At 67.4% G+C, this 15,436-nt stretch carries 15 protein-coding genes and 1 pseudogene; 5 read left to right on the forward strand and 11 right to left on the reverse strand.

What is annotated here, in order from left to right; translation table 11 throughout:
- Positions 1 to 2: 2 nt before the first annotated feature.
- The gene (locus PL79_RS05350; protein WP_044845254.1) at positions 3 to 848 is read left to right on the forward strand and encodes a TOBE domain-containing protein; all 846 of its coding nucleotides are present in this window, start codon (positions 3 to 5) and stop codon (positions 846 to 848) included.
- A 182-nt stretch (positions 849 to 1,030) separates the two neighbouring features.
- On the opposite strand, the gene PL79_RS05355 is transcribed toward PL79_RS05350, so the two are convergent.
- The 4 genes from PL79_RS05355 to PL79_RS05370 form a co-directional block, all read right to left on the reverse strand.
- A complete protein-coding gene (locus PL79_RS05355) occupies positions 1,031 to 1,732 on the reverse strand; it encodes a sulfate/molybdate ABC transporter ATP-binding protein (RefSeq protein ID WP_044845255.1) in 702 nt (233 codons plus the stop codon).
- Between the two features lie 106 nt (positions 1,733 to 1,838).
- Positions 1,839 to 2,516, reverse strand: coding sequence for a molybdate ABC transporter permease subunit (gene modB, locus PL79_RS05360; protein WP_044845315.1), 678 nt, complete (start codon positions 2,514 to 2,516; stop codon positions 1,839 to 1,841).
- Between the two features lie 10 nt (positions 2,517 to 2,526).
- Positions 2,527 to 3,324, reverse strand: coding sequence for a molybdate ABC transporter substrate-binding protein (gene modA, locus PL79_RS05365; protein ID WP_044845256.1), 798 nt, complete (start codon positions 3,322 to 3,324; stop codon positions 2,527 to 2,529).
- A gap of 136 nt (positions 3,325 to 3,460) precedes the next feature.
- The gene (locus PL79_RS05370; protein WP_044845257.1) at positions 3,461 to 4,159 is read right to left on the reverse strand and encodes a phosphatase PAP2 family protein; all 699 of its coding nucleotides are present in this window, start codon (positions 4,157 to 4,159) and stop codon (positions 3,461 to 3,463) included.
- 248 nt (positions 4,160 to 4,407) lie between these two features.
- Here PL79_RS05370 and PL79_RS05375 point away from each other — a divergent pair.
- Both PL79_RS05375 and PL79_RS05380 read left to right on the forward strand, forming a co-directional pair.
- Positions 4,408 to 5,498: pseudogene (locus PL79_RS05375) on the forward strand (extracellular catalytic domain type 1 short-chain-length polyhydroxyalkanoate depolymerase).
- Positions 5,499 to 5,594: 96 nt separating this feature from the next.
- Positions 5,595 to 5,771 carry a DUF3563 family protein gene (locus PL79_RS05380; protein WP_006753395.1) on the forward strand — a complete coding sequence of 59 codons (177 nt, stop codon included), beginning with the start codon at positions 5,595 to 5,597 and terminating at the stop codon, positions 5,769 to 5,771.
- 108 nt (positions 5,772 to 5,879) lie between these two features.
- Here PL79_RS05380 and PL79_RS05385 read toward each other — a convergent pair whose 3' ends face one another.
- From PL79_RS05385 to PL79_RS05405, 5 genes are all read right to left on the reverse strand, one after another.
- On the reverse strand, positions 5,880 to 6,299 hold the full coding sequence (locus PL79_RS05385) for an organic hydroperoxide resistance protein (RefSeq protein WP_040139352.1): 420 nt from the start codon (positions 6,297 to 6,299) through the stop codon (positions 5,880 to 5,882).
- A gap of 154 nt (positions 6,300 to 6,453) precedes the next feature.
- A complete protein-coding gene (locus PL79_RS05390) occupies positions 6,454 to 6,906 on the reverse strand; it encodes a MarR family winged helix-turn-helix transcriptional regulator (protein ID WP_044845259.1) in 453 nt (150 codons plus the stop codon).
- Positions 6,907 to 7,064: 158 nt separating this feature from the next.
- A complete protein-coding gene (locus PL79_RS05395) occupies positions 7,065 to 7,874 on the reverse strand; it encodes a BPSS1780 family membrane protein (RefSeq protein WP_044845260.1) in 810 nt (269 codons plus the stop codon).
- A complete protein-coding gene (locus PL79_RS05400; protein WP_044845261.1) occupies positions 7,865 to 8,863 on the reverse strand; it encodes a homoserine kinase in 999 nt (332 codons plus the stop codon). Before PL79_RS05400 ends, PL79_RS05395 begins: the two co-directional genes overlap by 10 nt.
- 107 nt (positions 8,864 to 8,970) lie before the next feature.
- On the reverse strand, positions 8,971 to 9,378 hold the full coding sequence (locus PL79_RS05405; protein WP_044845262.1) for a hypothetical protein: 408 nt from the start codon (positions 9,376 to 9,378) through the stop codon (positions 8,971 to 8,973).
- 140 nt (positions 9,379 to 9,518) lie between these two features.
- Between PL79_RS05405 and PL79_RS05410 the strand changes: the two genes are divergently transcribed.
- Complete coding sequence (locus tag PL79_RS05410) at positions 9,519 to 11,045, forward strand: AMP nucleosidase (protein WP_044845316.1); 1,527 nt, start codon at positions 9,519 to 9,521, stop codon at positions 11,043 to 11,045.
- Between the two features lie 119 nt (positions 11,046 to 11,164).
- Here the strand turns inward: PL79_RS05410 and PL79_RS05415 are convergent, their stop codons facing one another.
- Entirely contained in the window at positions 11,165 to 11,455 is a 291-nt protein-coding gene (locus tag PL79_RS05415; protein ID WP_044845263.1) for a hypothetical protein, read from the reverse strand.
- 394 nt (positions 11,456 to 11,849) lie between these two features.
- The gene (locus tag PL79_RS05420; RefSeq protein ID WP_044845264.1) at positions 11,850 to 12,608 is read right to left on the reverse strand and encodes a TIGR00730 family Rossman fold protein; all 759 of its coding nucleotides are present in this window, start codon (positions 12,606 to 12,608) and stop codon (positions 11,850 to 11,852) included.
- Position 12,609: 1 nt separating this feature from the next.
- Here PL79_RS05420 and polA point away from each other — a divergent pair, with 1 nt between their 5' ends.
- Positions 12,610 to 15,363: a DNA polymerase I gene (gene polA / locus PL79_RS05425; RefSeq protein ID WP_044845265.1), complete on the forward strand. Its 2,754-nt coding sequence runs from the start codon at positions 12,610 to 12,612 to the stop codon at positions 15,361 to 15,363.
- The last annotated feature ends 73 nt before the right edge of the window (positions 15,364 to 15,436 follow it).

The raw sequence follows: 15,436 nt of genomic DNA on the forward strand, positions 1-15,436 counted from the left end.
CGATGAGCGACGCATCGCCTCCTTCCTCTTCCGCCGGGCCGCTCGAACTGGGCGGCGAACTGTGGCTGCGCGCGGGCGAGCAGACGCTCGGCGGCGCCACCCGCATCGCGCTGCTCGCGGCGATCGGCGACACCGGGTCGATCACGCGCGCGGCAAAGGCCGTCGGGCTCAGCTACAAGGCCGCGTGGGAGGCGATCGATACGATGAACAACCTGGCCGGCGAGCCGCTCGTGACGCGCTCGACGGGCGGCAAGGGCGGCGGCGGCACGACGCTGACGCCGCGCGCGACGTCGCTGATCGCCGCGTTCCGCACGATCGAGCGCGAGCATCGCCGCTTCATCGACGCCGCGAGCGCGGCGGTGTCCGGCTTCGACGTCGACTGGGCGCTGATCGGCCGGATCGGGATGAAGACGAGCGCGCGCAACCAGTGGTTCGGCAAGGTCGAGTCGATCGTGCGCGGCACGGTGAACGACGAGGTGACGCTCGTGCTGCCGGGCGGGCAGGCGATCGTCGCGGTGCTGACGCACGAAAGCGCCGACGCGCTCGGCCTGCAGCCGGGCGCGGACGCGTGCGCGCTCGTGAAGGCGTCGTGGGTCGTGCTGGCGGTCGACGACGATGGCGGAACCGACGCGACCTTGAAGGTGTCCGCACGCAACCAGTTGCACGGGACGGTCGAAACGGTCACGGCGGGCGCGGTGAACAGCGAGGTGACGCTGGCGCTCGACGGTGGCGGGACGCTCACGGCCGTGGTCACGAACGACAGTGTCGGCGCGTTGCAACTCGACGCCGGCCGGCGTGCGATCGCGCTGTTCAAGGCATCGAGCGTGATTCTCGCGGTGACGGGCTGATCGCACGACGGCGGCGCGCGCCGTCCCTGTCGATGACCGTGGGCGGACGCGGCGAAACCGGCGCCGCCCGACATGCAGGAGGCGCCGGTTTCGATCCCCTTTTCAGCTCGTTCCAGCTTGTGCCGCACGTGCGGCTTCTCTCAGGCTCCAACGTGGCCACATGGGCCACCGCCTTCGCGCGATCACGTGACGCGCGTCGGCCACTCGGCGTGCGGCGTTGCGGCCTGCACGCGTCCTTCGCTCAATTGCACGACCTGGTCGCCGAACGCGGCGACGTCGTCGGGATCGTGCGAGATGAGCACCATCGGGATATCGAGCCGCGCCTGCAGTTCGGCGAGTTCGTGGCGCATGCGCTGGCGCAGCGCGCCGTCGAGCGCCGCGAACGGCTCGTCGAGCAGCAGGATGTGCGGCTGCGCGACCAGCGCGCGGGCAAGCGCGACGCGCTGTTTCTGCCCGCCCGACAACTGCGACGGGAATTGCCCGGCGAGCGTGTCGAGTTCGAACGCGTGCAGCCAGTACGCGACTTCGGGCGGCACCGCCTTCGCACGCGGGTTGCGCAGGCCCGGCGTGAGCCCGAACGCGATGTTCTGGCGCACGTTCAGGTGCGGAAACAACGCATAGTCCTGGAACAGATACGCGACGCGGCGTGCACGGGTCGGCACGTCGATGCCGCGCGCGGAATCGAACAGCGTTTCGCCGTTCAGCGTGATCGTGCCTTCGTCGGGTGACAGCAAGCCGGCGATCGCCTGCAGCGTCATGCTCTTGCCGGCGCCGGACGGCCCGAACAGCACGACGCGCTGCGTGCCGGCCGTGAACGACACGTCGAGCGTGAAGCGGCGCTCGGCGTTCGCGTAGGTCTTGCGGATATCGACGGCGACGCTCATGCGGGCCTCCGTCGTGCCGCGCCGTGCGTGCGCGAAACCGCCCGCGCGACGGGACGGCGTGTTGCCGCGACCGGTGCGGCGCAGCGGTGCGGATGCGGCCGGCGCGTCATGTCGGCTGGCTCCGTCCGGCACGCGACGGCACGAGCCAGCCGGTCGCGAGCAGCACGAGCACGCAGGTGATCGACGTCACCAGCACGAGGAAATTGGCCGTGCTGTCGTCGCCGGCCTGCACCGCCGCATAGATCGCGACCGACAGCGTCTGCGTGCGGCCGGGCAGGTTGCCCGCGATCATCAGCGTCGCGCCGAATTCGCCGAGCGCGCGCGCGAAGGCAAGCAGCGCGCCGGCCAGGATGCCGCGCGTGGCGAGCGGCAGCGTCACGCGGAAGAACACCGCGGCTTCGCCGAGCCCGAGCGTGCGTGCCGCGCGCTCGAGATGCGGGTCGACGCTTTCGAACGCGGCGCGCGCCGATTTCAGGATCAGCGGAAACGCGACGACCATCGACGCGATCACCGCGCCCTGCCACGTGAAGACGAGTTCGATGCCGAGCGTGTCGAGCCACGCGCCGAACACGCCGCGCCGGCCGAGCAGCACGAGCAGGTAATAGCCGAGCACCGTCGGCGGCAGCACGAGCGGCAGCGTCAGCAGCGAATCGACCACGTCGCGCAGCGGCGAGCGCCAGCGCGCGAGCACGAAGGCGGCGGCGACGCCGAGCACGATGTCGAGCGCGGTCGCCCAGCCGGCGACCTTCAGCGACAACAGCAGCGGTACCCAGGCGTCCTGCATCATGCTGCGCTCACTTGCCCGCGGGCTTGAAACCGAACGTCGCCAGCACGGCCTGGCCCTGCGGCGACGCGACGAAGTCGATGAACGACTGCGCCTGCGCGGCATGGCGGCTGTCCTTGACCACCGCGATCGGATAGGTGATGGCCGTCTGCGTCGGCACGGTCAGCGCGACCTTCACGCGGCCCGGCATGATCGCCGCGTCGGTGCCGAACACGAAGCCCGCGTCGACTTCGCCGCGCGCGACGTAATCGAGGCTCTGGCGCACGTTGGCGGCCAGCACGCCCTTCGCGCTGACGACGTCCCACACGCCTGCCGCGCGCAGCGCGCCTTCGGTGTAGCGGCCGACCGGCACCGACGCCGGGTCGCCGTACGCGATGCGCTTCACGCCGGGCGCCGTCAGGTCGTTCAGCGACGTCGGCGTGGCCGCACGGCTGTCCGCCGGCACGATCAGCACGAGCGAGTTCGCCGCGAAATCGCGGCGCGTGCCCGGCACGATGACCTTTTCGCTGACCGCGCGATCCATCGCCTTCTGGTCGGCCGAGGCGAACACGTCGGCCGGTGCGCCCTTGGCGATCTGCTGCATCAGCACGTCCGACGCGCCGAAGTTGAACAGCACCTTGGTGTCCGGATGTTGCTTCTGGAACGCATCGCCGACGGCCTTGAACGCGTTCGTCAGGCTCGCGGCCGCCGACACGACCAGCTCGTCGGCAGCGCAAGCCGGCGCGCTGGACGCGATGCCCGCGGCAAGCGCGGCGAGCGGCAGCAGGCGGAGCAGGGTGCGGCGAAGCGGGCGGACGGTCGAGCGCATGGTCGGGGCGTTTGAATGGTTGGAAACCGTAATCGTAATATAGGGCGGGTTATAACGCTCGACATACCGCTAATGCGACGGCGCGCATGACGATCTTCAGACTTGAAAGGCGACCGGATGACGTGCGTGCGGCCCGTCACGCGTGCAGCAGCGGCTGCGACGAATCGGTGCGCTGCAGCGACGACGGCTGCGATGCCGGCCGGTAGTTCGGATTCGCTTTCCAGCGGGCGCGGACGAACGGCCGCTCGTGCCCCGACAGCTCCAGCGCGACCCTGGTGACCCAGCGGTGCGACGGCACCGTGATGCCGTGCAGTGCGACGGTGACGAGCGCGAGGCTCGCGACGACCGCCGCCACCGACCAGCGGTGCGGCACCGCGTGCCACGAGCCGGCGATGAACGCCAGCGCGGCGATCGCGCCGACGATGCAGCCGGTGATCGATTCGGACGGCGAATGCGCGTCGAGCGCGACGCGCGACACGCCGACCGCGATGCCGGCCGCGAGCCCGAGCGCGATGCCGGCGATCCGCACCGGCGTACGCGTGCGGATCAGCGCGAGGAAGATCGCGACGGGATAGACCGACGTCGACAGCATCGCGTGGCCGCTGAATCCCGTGAAGTCCCACGCGCGGATGCCGATGCCCCAGCCGAGGAAGGCGATCTTCGTGAGCGCGACGACCCCGATCGCGGCCGCGAGCACGCCGAGCCACGCGGCCGCGCGCTGCCACGAGTAGCCGAGCGCGAGCCATACGGCGATCGTGATCGCGAGCGGCAAGGTCAGGCCGGCGCCACCGAACGCGGTGATCGTGATCCACAGGTGAGAGGGCAGGTCGAACATCGGGAGGGGAACGAGCAGAGGCGGGACGAATGCTTAAATCAACGCGCGAGCCGGGAAGAACGACTACAACGGATACAAGCGGCCAAACCCCAGTATAGCGCCGCGTGTGTTCGAGGCCCGTTTTTTGCGCCGAGGGGAACTCTCCGCGCGCAGGAAAAATCCCAGAAACAATGTTATGGTGCATTGCACAAAGTCGAATGATGCACCCCGTGTCGTATCCCTATTTTTCCTGACTGCGAGCCCGATTGATGACCAAAAGTCTGACGAAGGTATGGCTAGGCGGCATGAAACGAATGCTGTCTCCGGCCGCCAACGCGCGGCGCGCGAGGCCCAGCGATCGCGCGCGATACGCTCGAGGCCGCCGCATCGCCCGCCGCAACCGATTTGTCCCCGCCACGTGAGTCGCGCGTGCGGCCGCGCGCGGCCGCCTGGGCGCCGGCGAGTGGACGCGCGGCGAGCATCCGATGGCGCCCGCGCTCGGCCGCCTGGTCCAGCAGCTCGCCTACGGCCTGTACGTCCGCCTGGCCGCCGCGCGGGCGCGATACCGCTGGTCGTGATGCTGCACGGCTGCCAGCAATCGGTCGACGAGTTCGCGCAGGGCACCCGGATGAACCTGCTGGCCGACAAGTACGGTTTCGCGGTGCTGTATCCGGAGCAGTCGCTGCGGGCGCATGCGCACGGCTGCTGGCACTGGTATGAAGACACCGACCGCGCGGGCCGCGGCGAGGCGGATGCGGTCGCGTCGCTCGTCGATGCGCTCGTCGACGAGCACGGCTTCGATGCATCGCGCGTCTACGTCGCCGGGCTGTCTGCCGGCGCGGGCCTGGCGGCGCTGCTCGCGCTGCATCACCCGGACCGCTTCGCGGCAGTCGCGCTGCATTCGGGCCCCGCGCTCGGCGAGGCGAATTCCGGGATCAGCGCGATGGACGTGATGCGGCGCGGCCTGCGGCAGAACCCGGCCGCGGTGATCGACACGCTGGTCGACACCGGGGCATATCCGGGCATGCCCGTGCTGATCGTGCAGGGCGACGGCGACCATGTCGTCGCACCGAAGAATGCGGACCAGCTGACGGTGCAGTTCATGCGCCTGAACGGGCTCGCGGACAGCCGCGGCGCACTGCGCGGCGGCGAGCGGGTGGAGACGCGCGAGGCCGGCGCGCAGATCACCGACGTGCGTCGCGACGGCGAGTCGATCGTGCGGCTCTGTCACGTGAAAGGGCTCGATCATGCATGGTCGGGCGGCGACGAGGCGGTGCCGTTCCACGCGGCCGTAGGCCCCGATGCGAGCGCAATGATCTGGACCTTTTTCGAAGAGAATCGCCGTACTGTGGCGACCTGACGACGCACCTTCCGATCGACGCTGGCCAAAGGCTAGGGTTTTCCCTATAATTCGGGAAAACCCTAGTCAAAGAACCTTTGGATTGCGAGATCGACCATGTACCTGCTGAGCCACCTCTTCCTGATGCTGACCAAGAACGCTGAAAAGGCCGCGAAAGAGCGCGCCGACGCGTACCTTTCCGAAGCAACCGACATCTACGATCTCGAATTCCGCATGCGCAAGATCGATCGCGAAGCGGCGATGAACCGCCCGTTTTCGTTCGGCTCGCGTTAAGCAGCGCAGCGCGGGCCGGCATGTCAGCCGGTCCGGCGAATCACGCAAAAGGGCGTGTGCGGCAAGCAGCCGCACACGCCCTTTTTGCATTCAACGTCGTGCGTCGCGTCAGACGACCGTCAGGCGCACCGGCACGTTGTTGCGGGTCGCGTTCGAGTACGGGCACACGTGGTGCGCCTTGTCGACCAGCGCCTGCGCATCGGCCTTGTCGAGCCCCGGCAGCGACACGCGCAGTTCGATGTCGAGCCCGAAACCGCCTGCGTCGTTCGGGCCGATGCCCACTTCCGCGGTCACTTGCGTGTCGGCCGGCAGCGTCTGCTTGTTCTGGCCCGCGACGAATTTCATCGCGCTGAGGAAACAGGCCGAGTAACCTGCGGCAAACAGCTGTTCCGGGTTCGTGCCCTCCGCGCCCGTGCCGCCGAGTTCGCGCGGCGCGGCCAGCTTCACTTCCAGCCTGTTGTCGGCGGATACCGCGCGGCCGTCGCGGCCGCCCGTGCTCGTGGCGCTGGTCTTGTACAGAATGTTCATGGTGCAGCTCCTGTCGGAAGAATGGGAGGAAGCGGTCCGGTCGGACGGGGTGTCGCCGGCCACGGAGAAAATATAGAACACAAATGATTAGTGTGCAAATGAAATTTTGAAGAAAAGGCCCGGCAGTGCCGAGCCGTTTGCGACCGCGGGTTCGTCAGCCTTCGTTGGCGGCCGACAGCGCGTGGCGCAACTGCTGGAGATCCGCGCGCAGCCTGACCAGGAACTCGGGCGTTTGCTGCATCGCGCAAAAAAGATCGGCGGGCACCGAGCGCGCCTTGTCCTTCAGCGCGCGGCCTTCCGTCGTCAAGCGCACGTTGACGATACGTTCGTCGGTGACGCTGCGTACGCGTTCGACGTAGCCGAGCGCCTCGAGCCGCTTCAGCAGCGGCGTGACGGTGGCCGGATCGAGGTCGAGGCGGGCGGCGATGTCCTTTACGGCGATGTCGTCGCGCTCCCACAGCACGAGCATCGCCAGATATTGGGGATAGGTCAGCGACAGCTTGTCGAGCAGCGGTTTGTACGCCTTCGTCATCGCATGCGATGTCGAGTAGAGCGCGAAGCACAGTTGCTCGTCGAGCGTCTGGGGCAGCGGGGGCAGGCGGTCCATGATTCGGGCGGCGCGGCGGACGCGCTAACGATTTGTACGCAAATTATTTTGCGCGCAAAAGATTCGGTTGAACAGGGGTGGGGCGTGGCGCGGAGGACCCGCGCCGGGCTGGCCGGGAGGGGGATTGACGGCCGGCGGCGGACGCCGGCCGAACGGCGTCAGCGGCCGGTGGTGGGCGTCGCGGCGCCCGGTTCCTGCACGCCGAAGCAGCCGCGATAGGTCGCGTAGAACGAGCAGTACATCATCGTGACGATGAGGATCGTCACCGGCATCATGATCGTCAGCACATAGGCGCCGGCGCCGAGCGCCTGCAGCAGCAGCGACAGGCCGAACGACGTGCCGAGCGCGACGGCGAACCACAGCAGCCCGTACACGACGAATGCGCCGCGATTGCGCCAGCAGCTGACGATGCTGAAGAACAGCGCCTTGGCCGGCGGAATGTCGTGCCACGCGGTGAGCACCGGCGCGAACCAGAACAGCATCGCGACCGGCGCGTAGAGCAGCGTCGCCAGCAGCAGCGCGCCGAGCGTGCCTTGCGCGGCGAGCGTTTCCGGCGTCGGACTCGCTTCGTTCGTGGCGCCGAGCATCATCTGGAGCAGCCCGCCGCCGTCCACGAGGGACGACGCGGCGAACACCAGCACCATCAGCGCGACATAGACCACGCCGAGCACGAGCAGCCGCTGCGTCGTCGCGGTGCCGTACGAGCGGAAGCCGTCGATGAGGATCGTCGGCATCACCGGCTTGCCGGCCACCGTGTCGCGGCATGCCGCCATGAAGCCGACCGCGATGCCGGGGATGAACAGCAGCGGCAGCGCCGCGCCGATCACCGGCACCATCGACACCAGCGTGATCGCCAGCAGGTACGTGAAAAACAGCGTGATGAACGCGAGCGGGTTCCGGCGGAACAGCCAGATGCCTTGACGGAACCAGACATAGCCCGCTTTCGCGGGCACTTCGATCAGTTGCATGCGGTATGGGTCTCGGGAAGCGCGGGCGTGTGGGCGATACGCTCACGCAGGATGCGTTCGAAATGACCGGGATCGTGCGGTTTGAGCATTTCGGCCGCGCGCGGCAGGTAGAAGTCGTACAGGCGCGACACCCAGAAGCGGTACGCGCCCGCGCGCAGCATGTCGCTCCAGTGGCGGCGCTCCTCGGCCGTGAACGGCCGGACCGTCTGGTAGGCGCGCACCAGCGCATCGGCGCGCGCGACGTCGAGCACGCCCGTCGCGAGGTCGACGCACCAGTCATTGACGGTGACCGCGACGTCGAACAGCCATTTGTCGCAGCCCGCGAAATAGAAATCGAAGAAGCCGCCGAGCCGTACCTCATGACCGGTGCCGGGCGCCGCGTGCGCGAACAGCACGTTGTCGCGGAACAGGTCGCAGTGGCACGGGCCGCCCGGCAGCGCCGCGTAGTCGTCCGACGAGAAGAACGCGGCCTGGTGCGCGAGTTCGTCCTCGAGCAGCGTGCGCTGCGCGTCGGAAACGAACGGGACGATCGCCGGCACGTTCTCCTGCCACCACGGCAGGCTGCGCAGGTTCGGCTGGTGACGCGCATAGTCGCGCCCCGCGAGGTGCAGGCGCGCGAGCATCTGCCCGACCTCGATGCAGTGTTCGACCCCCGGCGCGAGTTCGGCGGCGCCGTCGAGCTTCGTGACGATCGCGGCCGGCTTGCCGTGCAGCTCGCCGAACAGTGCGCCGTCGTCGCGCGGGACCGGATCCGGCACCGGCACGCCGTGGCTCGCCAGATGGCGCATCAGGTCGAGGTAGAACGGCAGCTGTTCCGCCGTCAGCTTTTCGAAGATCGTCAGGACGTACTCGCCGCGCGTCGTCGTCAGGAAGAAGTTGCTGTTCTCGATGCCGGACGGAATGCCGCGGAACGCCAGCACGTCGCCCAGTTCGTAGTGGCGCATCCATTGCGCGAGATCGGAGTCGGAAACAGCGGTGAAAACGGCCATGCGAGATGCGTCTGGTCAGTTGTCGGCACGCGCGCGGCGTGCGGCGCGACAGGAGGTGAAGGGAATGCCGGCGCGCCGCGTCGGGACCGACGCGGCGCGGCAGGAAATCAGTAGCGCAGGTTGACCGACGGCAGGCGCGTGATCGGGACGCCCGCGTCGTGCGGCTTCGGCGACGTGTCGAGCGTCGAGCTCATCTGGTAGCGCGTGCCGAAGTTCGACTTCACGTCGATCTCGACCGGCTTGCCGCGATCGCGATACTCGGTGACCTCGGTGCCGCTCTTGCTCTTGGCATGGAAGCTCGGCGTGCGGCGGATGTCGGCGAAGTCGACTTTCGACGTGACTTCGGCGCCCGGCCGGTTGATCTTGCGGAGATCGGGCAGGCCGGCGGCCTCGTTGGCCTCGGCCCGGGCCTGCGCGTCGGCGTCGGGCGTGCCGCCGGCGGCGTAAGCGGCGCCGGCAGCGGCAAACGTGCCCGCGAACACGGCGGCAGCGGCGACGAGAATGAGCGGCTTCATGATGAGTCTCCAGTGAACCTTCCGATTTTAGCAAATACTGCGCGCGGCCCGGCCCTCGCGTGCAAGCGGCGTGCAAGCGGGCGGCCATGAGCGTGACCGGGTTCCGTGGTAATGTCGTCCGATCAGACGAGGTGATGAAAATGAAGAACGATTTGAGCCGCCGGCATCGGGTGCTGACGCCCGAGAGTCCGCCCGTCGAAGCATTCGACGATTCCGTCGCCGCCGTCGCGCGGCTGTCGGCCATCTACGACACCAACACGGGCTTCCTGCGCGATGCCTTCGCGCGTTATCGCCGCCACGAACCGATCACCGAGCACGTGCGTGCGTGCTATCCGTTCGTGCGGATTCGTACCGACGTCAACACGCACGTCGATTCGCGCCGTTCGTACGGTTTCGTCGCGGGTCCCGGCGTGTTCGAGACGACCGTCACGCGCCCCGACCTGTTCGCGAACTACTATCGCGAGCAACTGCGCCTGCTGTCGAAGAATCACCATGTGAAGATCGAGATCGGTGTGTCGTCGCAGCCGATTCCGGTTCACTTCGCGTTTCCCGAAGGCATCCACCTCGAAGGCGAGCTCGACCGCGACCGCCTGCTCGCGATGCGCGACATCTTCGACACGCCCGACCTGTCGTACCTCGACGACCGCATCGTCAACGGCACGTTCGAGCCGGCGCCCGGCGAGCCGCATCCGCTCGCGCTGTTCACCGCCGCACGCGTCGACTTCTCGCTGCACCGGCTGCGTCACTACACGGCGACGTCGCCCACGCACTTCCAGAACTACGTGCTCTACACGAACTACCAGTTCTACATCGACGAATTCGTGAAGCTCGGCCGCACGATGATGACGGAAAGCGACGATCCCGAGGTGCGCGCGTACCGCAGCCAGTACAGCGCGTTCGTCGAGCCGGGCGACGTCATCACGTACAACGCGAACCTCGGCAGCGAGCCGGCCGAGGGCGCCGCGCCGCCGCGGCTGCCGCAGATGCCCGCGTATCACCTGAAGCGCGCGGACGGCAGCGGGATCACGATGGTCAACATCGGTGTCGGCCCGTCGAACGCGAAGACGATCACCGATCACATCGCGGTGCTGCGTCCGCACGCGTGGGTGATGCTCGGCCACTGCGCGGGCCTGCGCAACACGCAGCGCCTCGGCGACTACGTGCTCGCGCACGGTTACGTGCGCGAGGATCACGTGCTGGATGCGGACCTGCCGCTGTGGGTGCCGATCCCGGCGCTCGCCGAAGTGCAGCTCGCGCTCGAGCGCGGCGTGGCCGAGGTCACCCGTCTCGAAGGCGCCGAACTGAAGCGCGTGATGCGCACGGGCACGGTCGCGAGCGTCGACAACCGCAACTGGGAGCTGCGCGATCACCGCGAGCCCGTGCAGCGGCTGTCGCAGAGCCGTGCGATCGCGCTCGACATGGAAAGCGCGACGATCGCAGCGAACGGGTTCCGGTTCCGCGTGCCGTACGGCACGCTGCTGTGCGTGTCCGACAAGCCGCTGCACGGCGAGCTGAAGCTGCCGGGCATGGCCGACACGTTCTATCGCGGGCAGGTCGACCAGCATCTGCAGATCGGCGTGAAGGCGATGGAGATCCTGCGCACGAACGGGCTCGACAAGCTGCATAGCCGCAAGCTGCGAAGCTTCGCGGAAGTGGCGTTTCAGTGATGTGAACGCCGCGCAAGCCGCGGGCGTAACGACAAAGGCCGCACGCGAACTTTCGTTCACGTGCGGCCTTGTTCTTTGTCCTGCAGTGCGCGAGCCCGATCGAACCCGCACTCGGATGCTCAGCACTCGCCCTTCTTCGCGTGTCCCGGCGGGCAGTGGTAGCCGCCGTGACCATGATGGCGCTCGTGATCTTCCCACTCGCGGCGTTCCCAGTAGCGGCGGCCGTCCCAGTAACGGTCGCCGTGCCAGCCGACGATGACCGCGGGCGCTGGTGCGACCACGACAGGCGCGGGCGCGACGACGACCGGCGCGGGCGTGCCGATGTTGACGTCGACGTTGACGGCGTGGGCGAGGCCGGACAGCGAAACACCGAGGCCGGCGAAGGCGAGGGCGATCAGCGAACGTTTCATGTTGTTTTCCGTGATGTCGTTGTCAAAGGGCCGGCGCGACGCGATGGACGCGAGGGGGGATCGTTCCACCGGGGGGACGCCACGCCGACAAGAGGCAGTGTGCGGGCGCCGCACGGAAAAGGCGAGCGGCATTTGTTACGGCAGATTGACGTCAGGCCGGCCGGCTGGACCGATGGCCGGCAGCGTGATTTGACAATGGTCGGTCCCGGGCGTGGCACGCGTCGAATGCGTTGTGCAGCACCGGCCGCCCGAATTTGACATTCGACGGTGCGCGGCTGCGTTGCGGGATTAACGCGGCGTTACAAAATGACGCGCGGCAGGTGGCGGAATCGCCATGCCTGCCGCGCGGGAAGCGGGATGCCGGCCGTGAAGGCCGGCCATCGAGCCGATCGAATTACAGATAGAACATGCGGTCTTCTTCGGGCCGCGGCGGATGATCGTCGCCGTCCGCGCCTTCTTCCTCGCCGCTGTCCTCGTAGAACGCGAGCACGGCGTCGAGCACCTGGTCGGGATCGTCGATCACCTGCATCAGGTCCATGTCTTCCGGATTGATGAGGCCGTTCGGGATCAACTGGTCGCGGAACCATTGCAGCAGCCCCTGCCAGAACGTGCTGCCGACGAGAATGATCGGCACGAGGCGCGACTTCTTCGTCTGGATCAGCGTGAGCACTTCGGACAGTTCGTCGAGCGTGCCGAAGCCGCCCGGCATCACGATCACCGCGTCGGAGTTCTTCACGAACGTGACCTTGCGCGTGAAGAAGTGGCGGAAGCGCAGCGAAATGTCCTGGTAGTGGTTGCCGGCCTGCTCGTGCGGCAGCTCGATGTTCAGGCCGACCGACGGCGCCTTGCCGGCGTGCGCGCCCTTGTTCGCGGCTTCCATGATGCCGGGGCCGCCGCCGGAGATCACCGCGAAGCCGGCGTCGGACAGCTTGCGCGCGATCTGCACGGCCAACTTGTAGTGCGGCGTATCGGGCTTCAGACGGGCAGAACCGTAGATGCTGACGGCCGGGCGGATCTCCGACAGGTACTCGGTCGCCTCGATAAACTCTGCCATAATCGTGAACATCTGCCACGATGCGCGCGCCTTCTTGGCCGTCGCGCGTTCTTGATCTGCGAGCGAACGCAGACTCGGAATCACTTTTCTCTTGTTCATAATGCCTGAAGAACGAAATCTGGAAGGTAAGACCCTGCTATTGGTTGACGGTTCGAGCTATCTGTATCGGGCTTACCATGCGATGCCTGATTTGCGTGGCCCTGGCGGGGAGCCGACCGGAGCGCTCTACGGAATCATCAACATGCTGCGTCGTATGCGCAAGGAAGTCAGTGCAGAGTATAGCGCTTGCGTGTTCGATGCAAAGGGCAAGACGTTCCGCGACGACCTTTATGCCGACTATAAGGCAAACCGTCCGTCGATGCCGCCCGATCTTGCATTGCAGGTCGAACCGATTCACGGCGCCGTGCGCGCGCTCGGCTGGCCGCTGCTGATGGTCGAGGGCGTCGAGGCCGACGACGTGATCGGCACGCTCGCGCGCGAAGCCGAACGGCACGGGATGAACGTGATCGTATCGACCGGCGACAAGGACCTCGCGCAACTCGTCACCGATCACGTCACGCTCGTCAACACGATGACCAACGAGACGCTCGATCGCGACGGCGTGGTCGCGAAGTTCGGCGTGCCGCCCGAGCGGATCATCGACTACCTCGCGCTGATCGGCGACACCGTCGACAACGTGCCCGGCGTCGAGAAGTGCGGGCCGAAGACGGCCGTGAAGTGGCTGTCGCAATACGACAGCCTCGACGGCGTGATCGAACACGCAGGCGAGATCAAGGGGGTGGTCGGCGACAACCTGCGTCGCGCGCTCGACTTCCTGCCGCTCGGCCGCAAGCTCGTGACCGTCGACACGGCCTGCGATCTCGCGCCGCATCTCGAATCGATCGAAGCGTCGCTGAAGAGCGACGGCGAAGCACGCGACCTGCTGCGCGACATCTTCGCGCGCTACGGCTTCAAGACGTGGCTGCGCGAAGTCGACAGCGCACCCGCCGAAGGCGGCGGCGCCGATGCGCCGGAAGGTGACCCCGCCCCGGTGGTGGCCGCAGACATCGTCCGCGAGTACGACACGATCCAGACCTGGGAGCAGTTCGACGCATGGTTCGCGAAGATCAACGCGGCCGCGCTGACCGCGTTCGACACCGAAACCACGTCGCTCGACCCGATGACCGCGCGGCTCGTCGGCCTGTCGTTCTCGGTCGAGCCGGGCAAGGCCGCGTATCTTCCGGTCGCGCATCGCGGTCCCGACCTGCCCGAGCAGCTGCCGATCGACGACGTGCTCGCGCGCCTGAAGCCGTGGCTCGAATCGGCCGATCGCAAGAAGGTCGGCCAGCACCTGAAGTACGACGCGCAGGTACTCGCGAACTACGACATCGCGCTGAACGGCATCGAGCACGACACGCTGCTCGAATCGTACGTGCTCGAATCGCACCGCACGCACGACATGGACAGCCTCGCGCTGCGTCATCTGGGCGTCAAGACGATCAAGTACGAAGACGTGGCCGGCAAGGGCGCGAAGCAGATCGGCTTCGACGAAGTGGCGCTCGAGCAGGCCGCGGCGTATGCGGCCGAGGATGCGGACATCACGCTGCAGCTGCATCAGGCGCTGTATCCGCAGGTCGCGCGCGAGGCGGGCCTCGAGCGCGTGTATCGCGAGATCGAGATGCCGGTGTCGCTCGTGCTGCGCAAGATGGAGCGCACCGGCGTGCTGATCGACGACGCACGCCTGCAGGCGCAAAGCAGCGAGATCGCGACGCGGCTCATCGAGCTCGAGGGCCAGGCGTACGAACTGGCGGGCGGCGAGTTCAATCTCGGCTCGCCGAAGCAGATCGGGCAGATCTTCTTCGAGAAGCTGCAGTTGCCGGTCGTGAAGAAGACGCCGAGCGGCGCACCGTCGACCGACGAGGAAGTGCTGCAGAAGCTCGCCGAGGATTACCCGCTGCCGAAGCTGCTGCTCGAGCATCGCGGGCTGTCGAAGCTGAAGTCGACCTACACCGACAAGCTGCCGCGCATGGTGAATCCCGCAACGGGCCGCGTGCACACGAACTATGCGCAGGCGGTCGCGGTCACGGGCCGTCTCGCGTCGAACGATCCCAATCTTCAGAACATTCCGGTGCGCACGGCCGAAGGCCGGCGGATCCGCGAGGCGTTCATCGCATCGCCGGGGCATCGCATCGTGTCGGCCGACTATTCGCAGATCGAACTGCGGATCATGGCGCACATTTCCGGCGACGCGTCGCTGCTGCGCGCGTTCTCGCAGGGCGAGGACATCCACCGCGCAACCGCCGCCGAAGTGTTCGGCGTGACGCCGCTGGAGGTCAATTCCGACCAGCGCCGGATCGCGAAGGTGATCAACTTCGGGCTCATCTACGGGATGAGCGCGTTCGGCCTCGCGTCGAACCTCGGCATCACGCGCGATGCGGCGAAGCTCTACATCGACCGCTATTTCGCGCGCTACCCGGGCGTCGCGCAGTACATGGAAAACACGCGCGCGGTGGCGAAGGAGAAGGGCTACGTCGAAACCGTTTTCGGCCGCCGCCTGTGGCTGCCGGAGATCAACGGCGGCAACGGCCCGCGCCGTCAGGCCGCCGAGCGCGCCGCCATCAACGCACCGATGCAGGGCACGGCGGCCGACCTGATCAAGCTGTCGATGATCGCGGTGGACGACTGGCTCACGCGCGACCGGCTCGCGTCACGGATGATCATGCAGGTGCACGACGAACTGGTGCTCGAGGTGCCCGACGCAGAACTGTCGCTCGTGCGCGAGAAGCTGCCGGAAATGATGTGCGGCGTGGCGAAGCTGAAGGTGCCGCTGGTCGCCGAAGTGGGCGCCGGCGCGAACTGGGAAGAGGCACACTGACGCACCCCCGTGCGATTCCCGTTTCCCGCGGCATATTGTTGCAGGGATGCTGAATATCGAGATGGTTTGCTTG

The sequence above is a fragment of the Burkholderia sp. USMB20 genome (genome assembly GCF_000949135.2).
Taxonomy (GTDB): Bacteria; Pseudomonadota; Gammaproteobacteria; order Burkholderiales; family Burkholderiaceae; genus Burkholderia.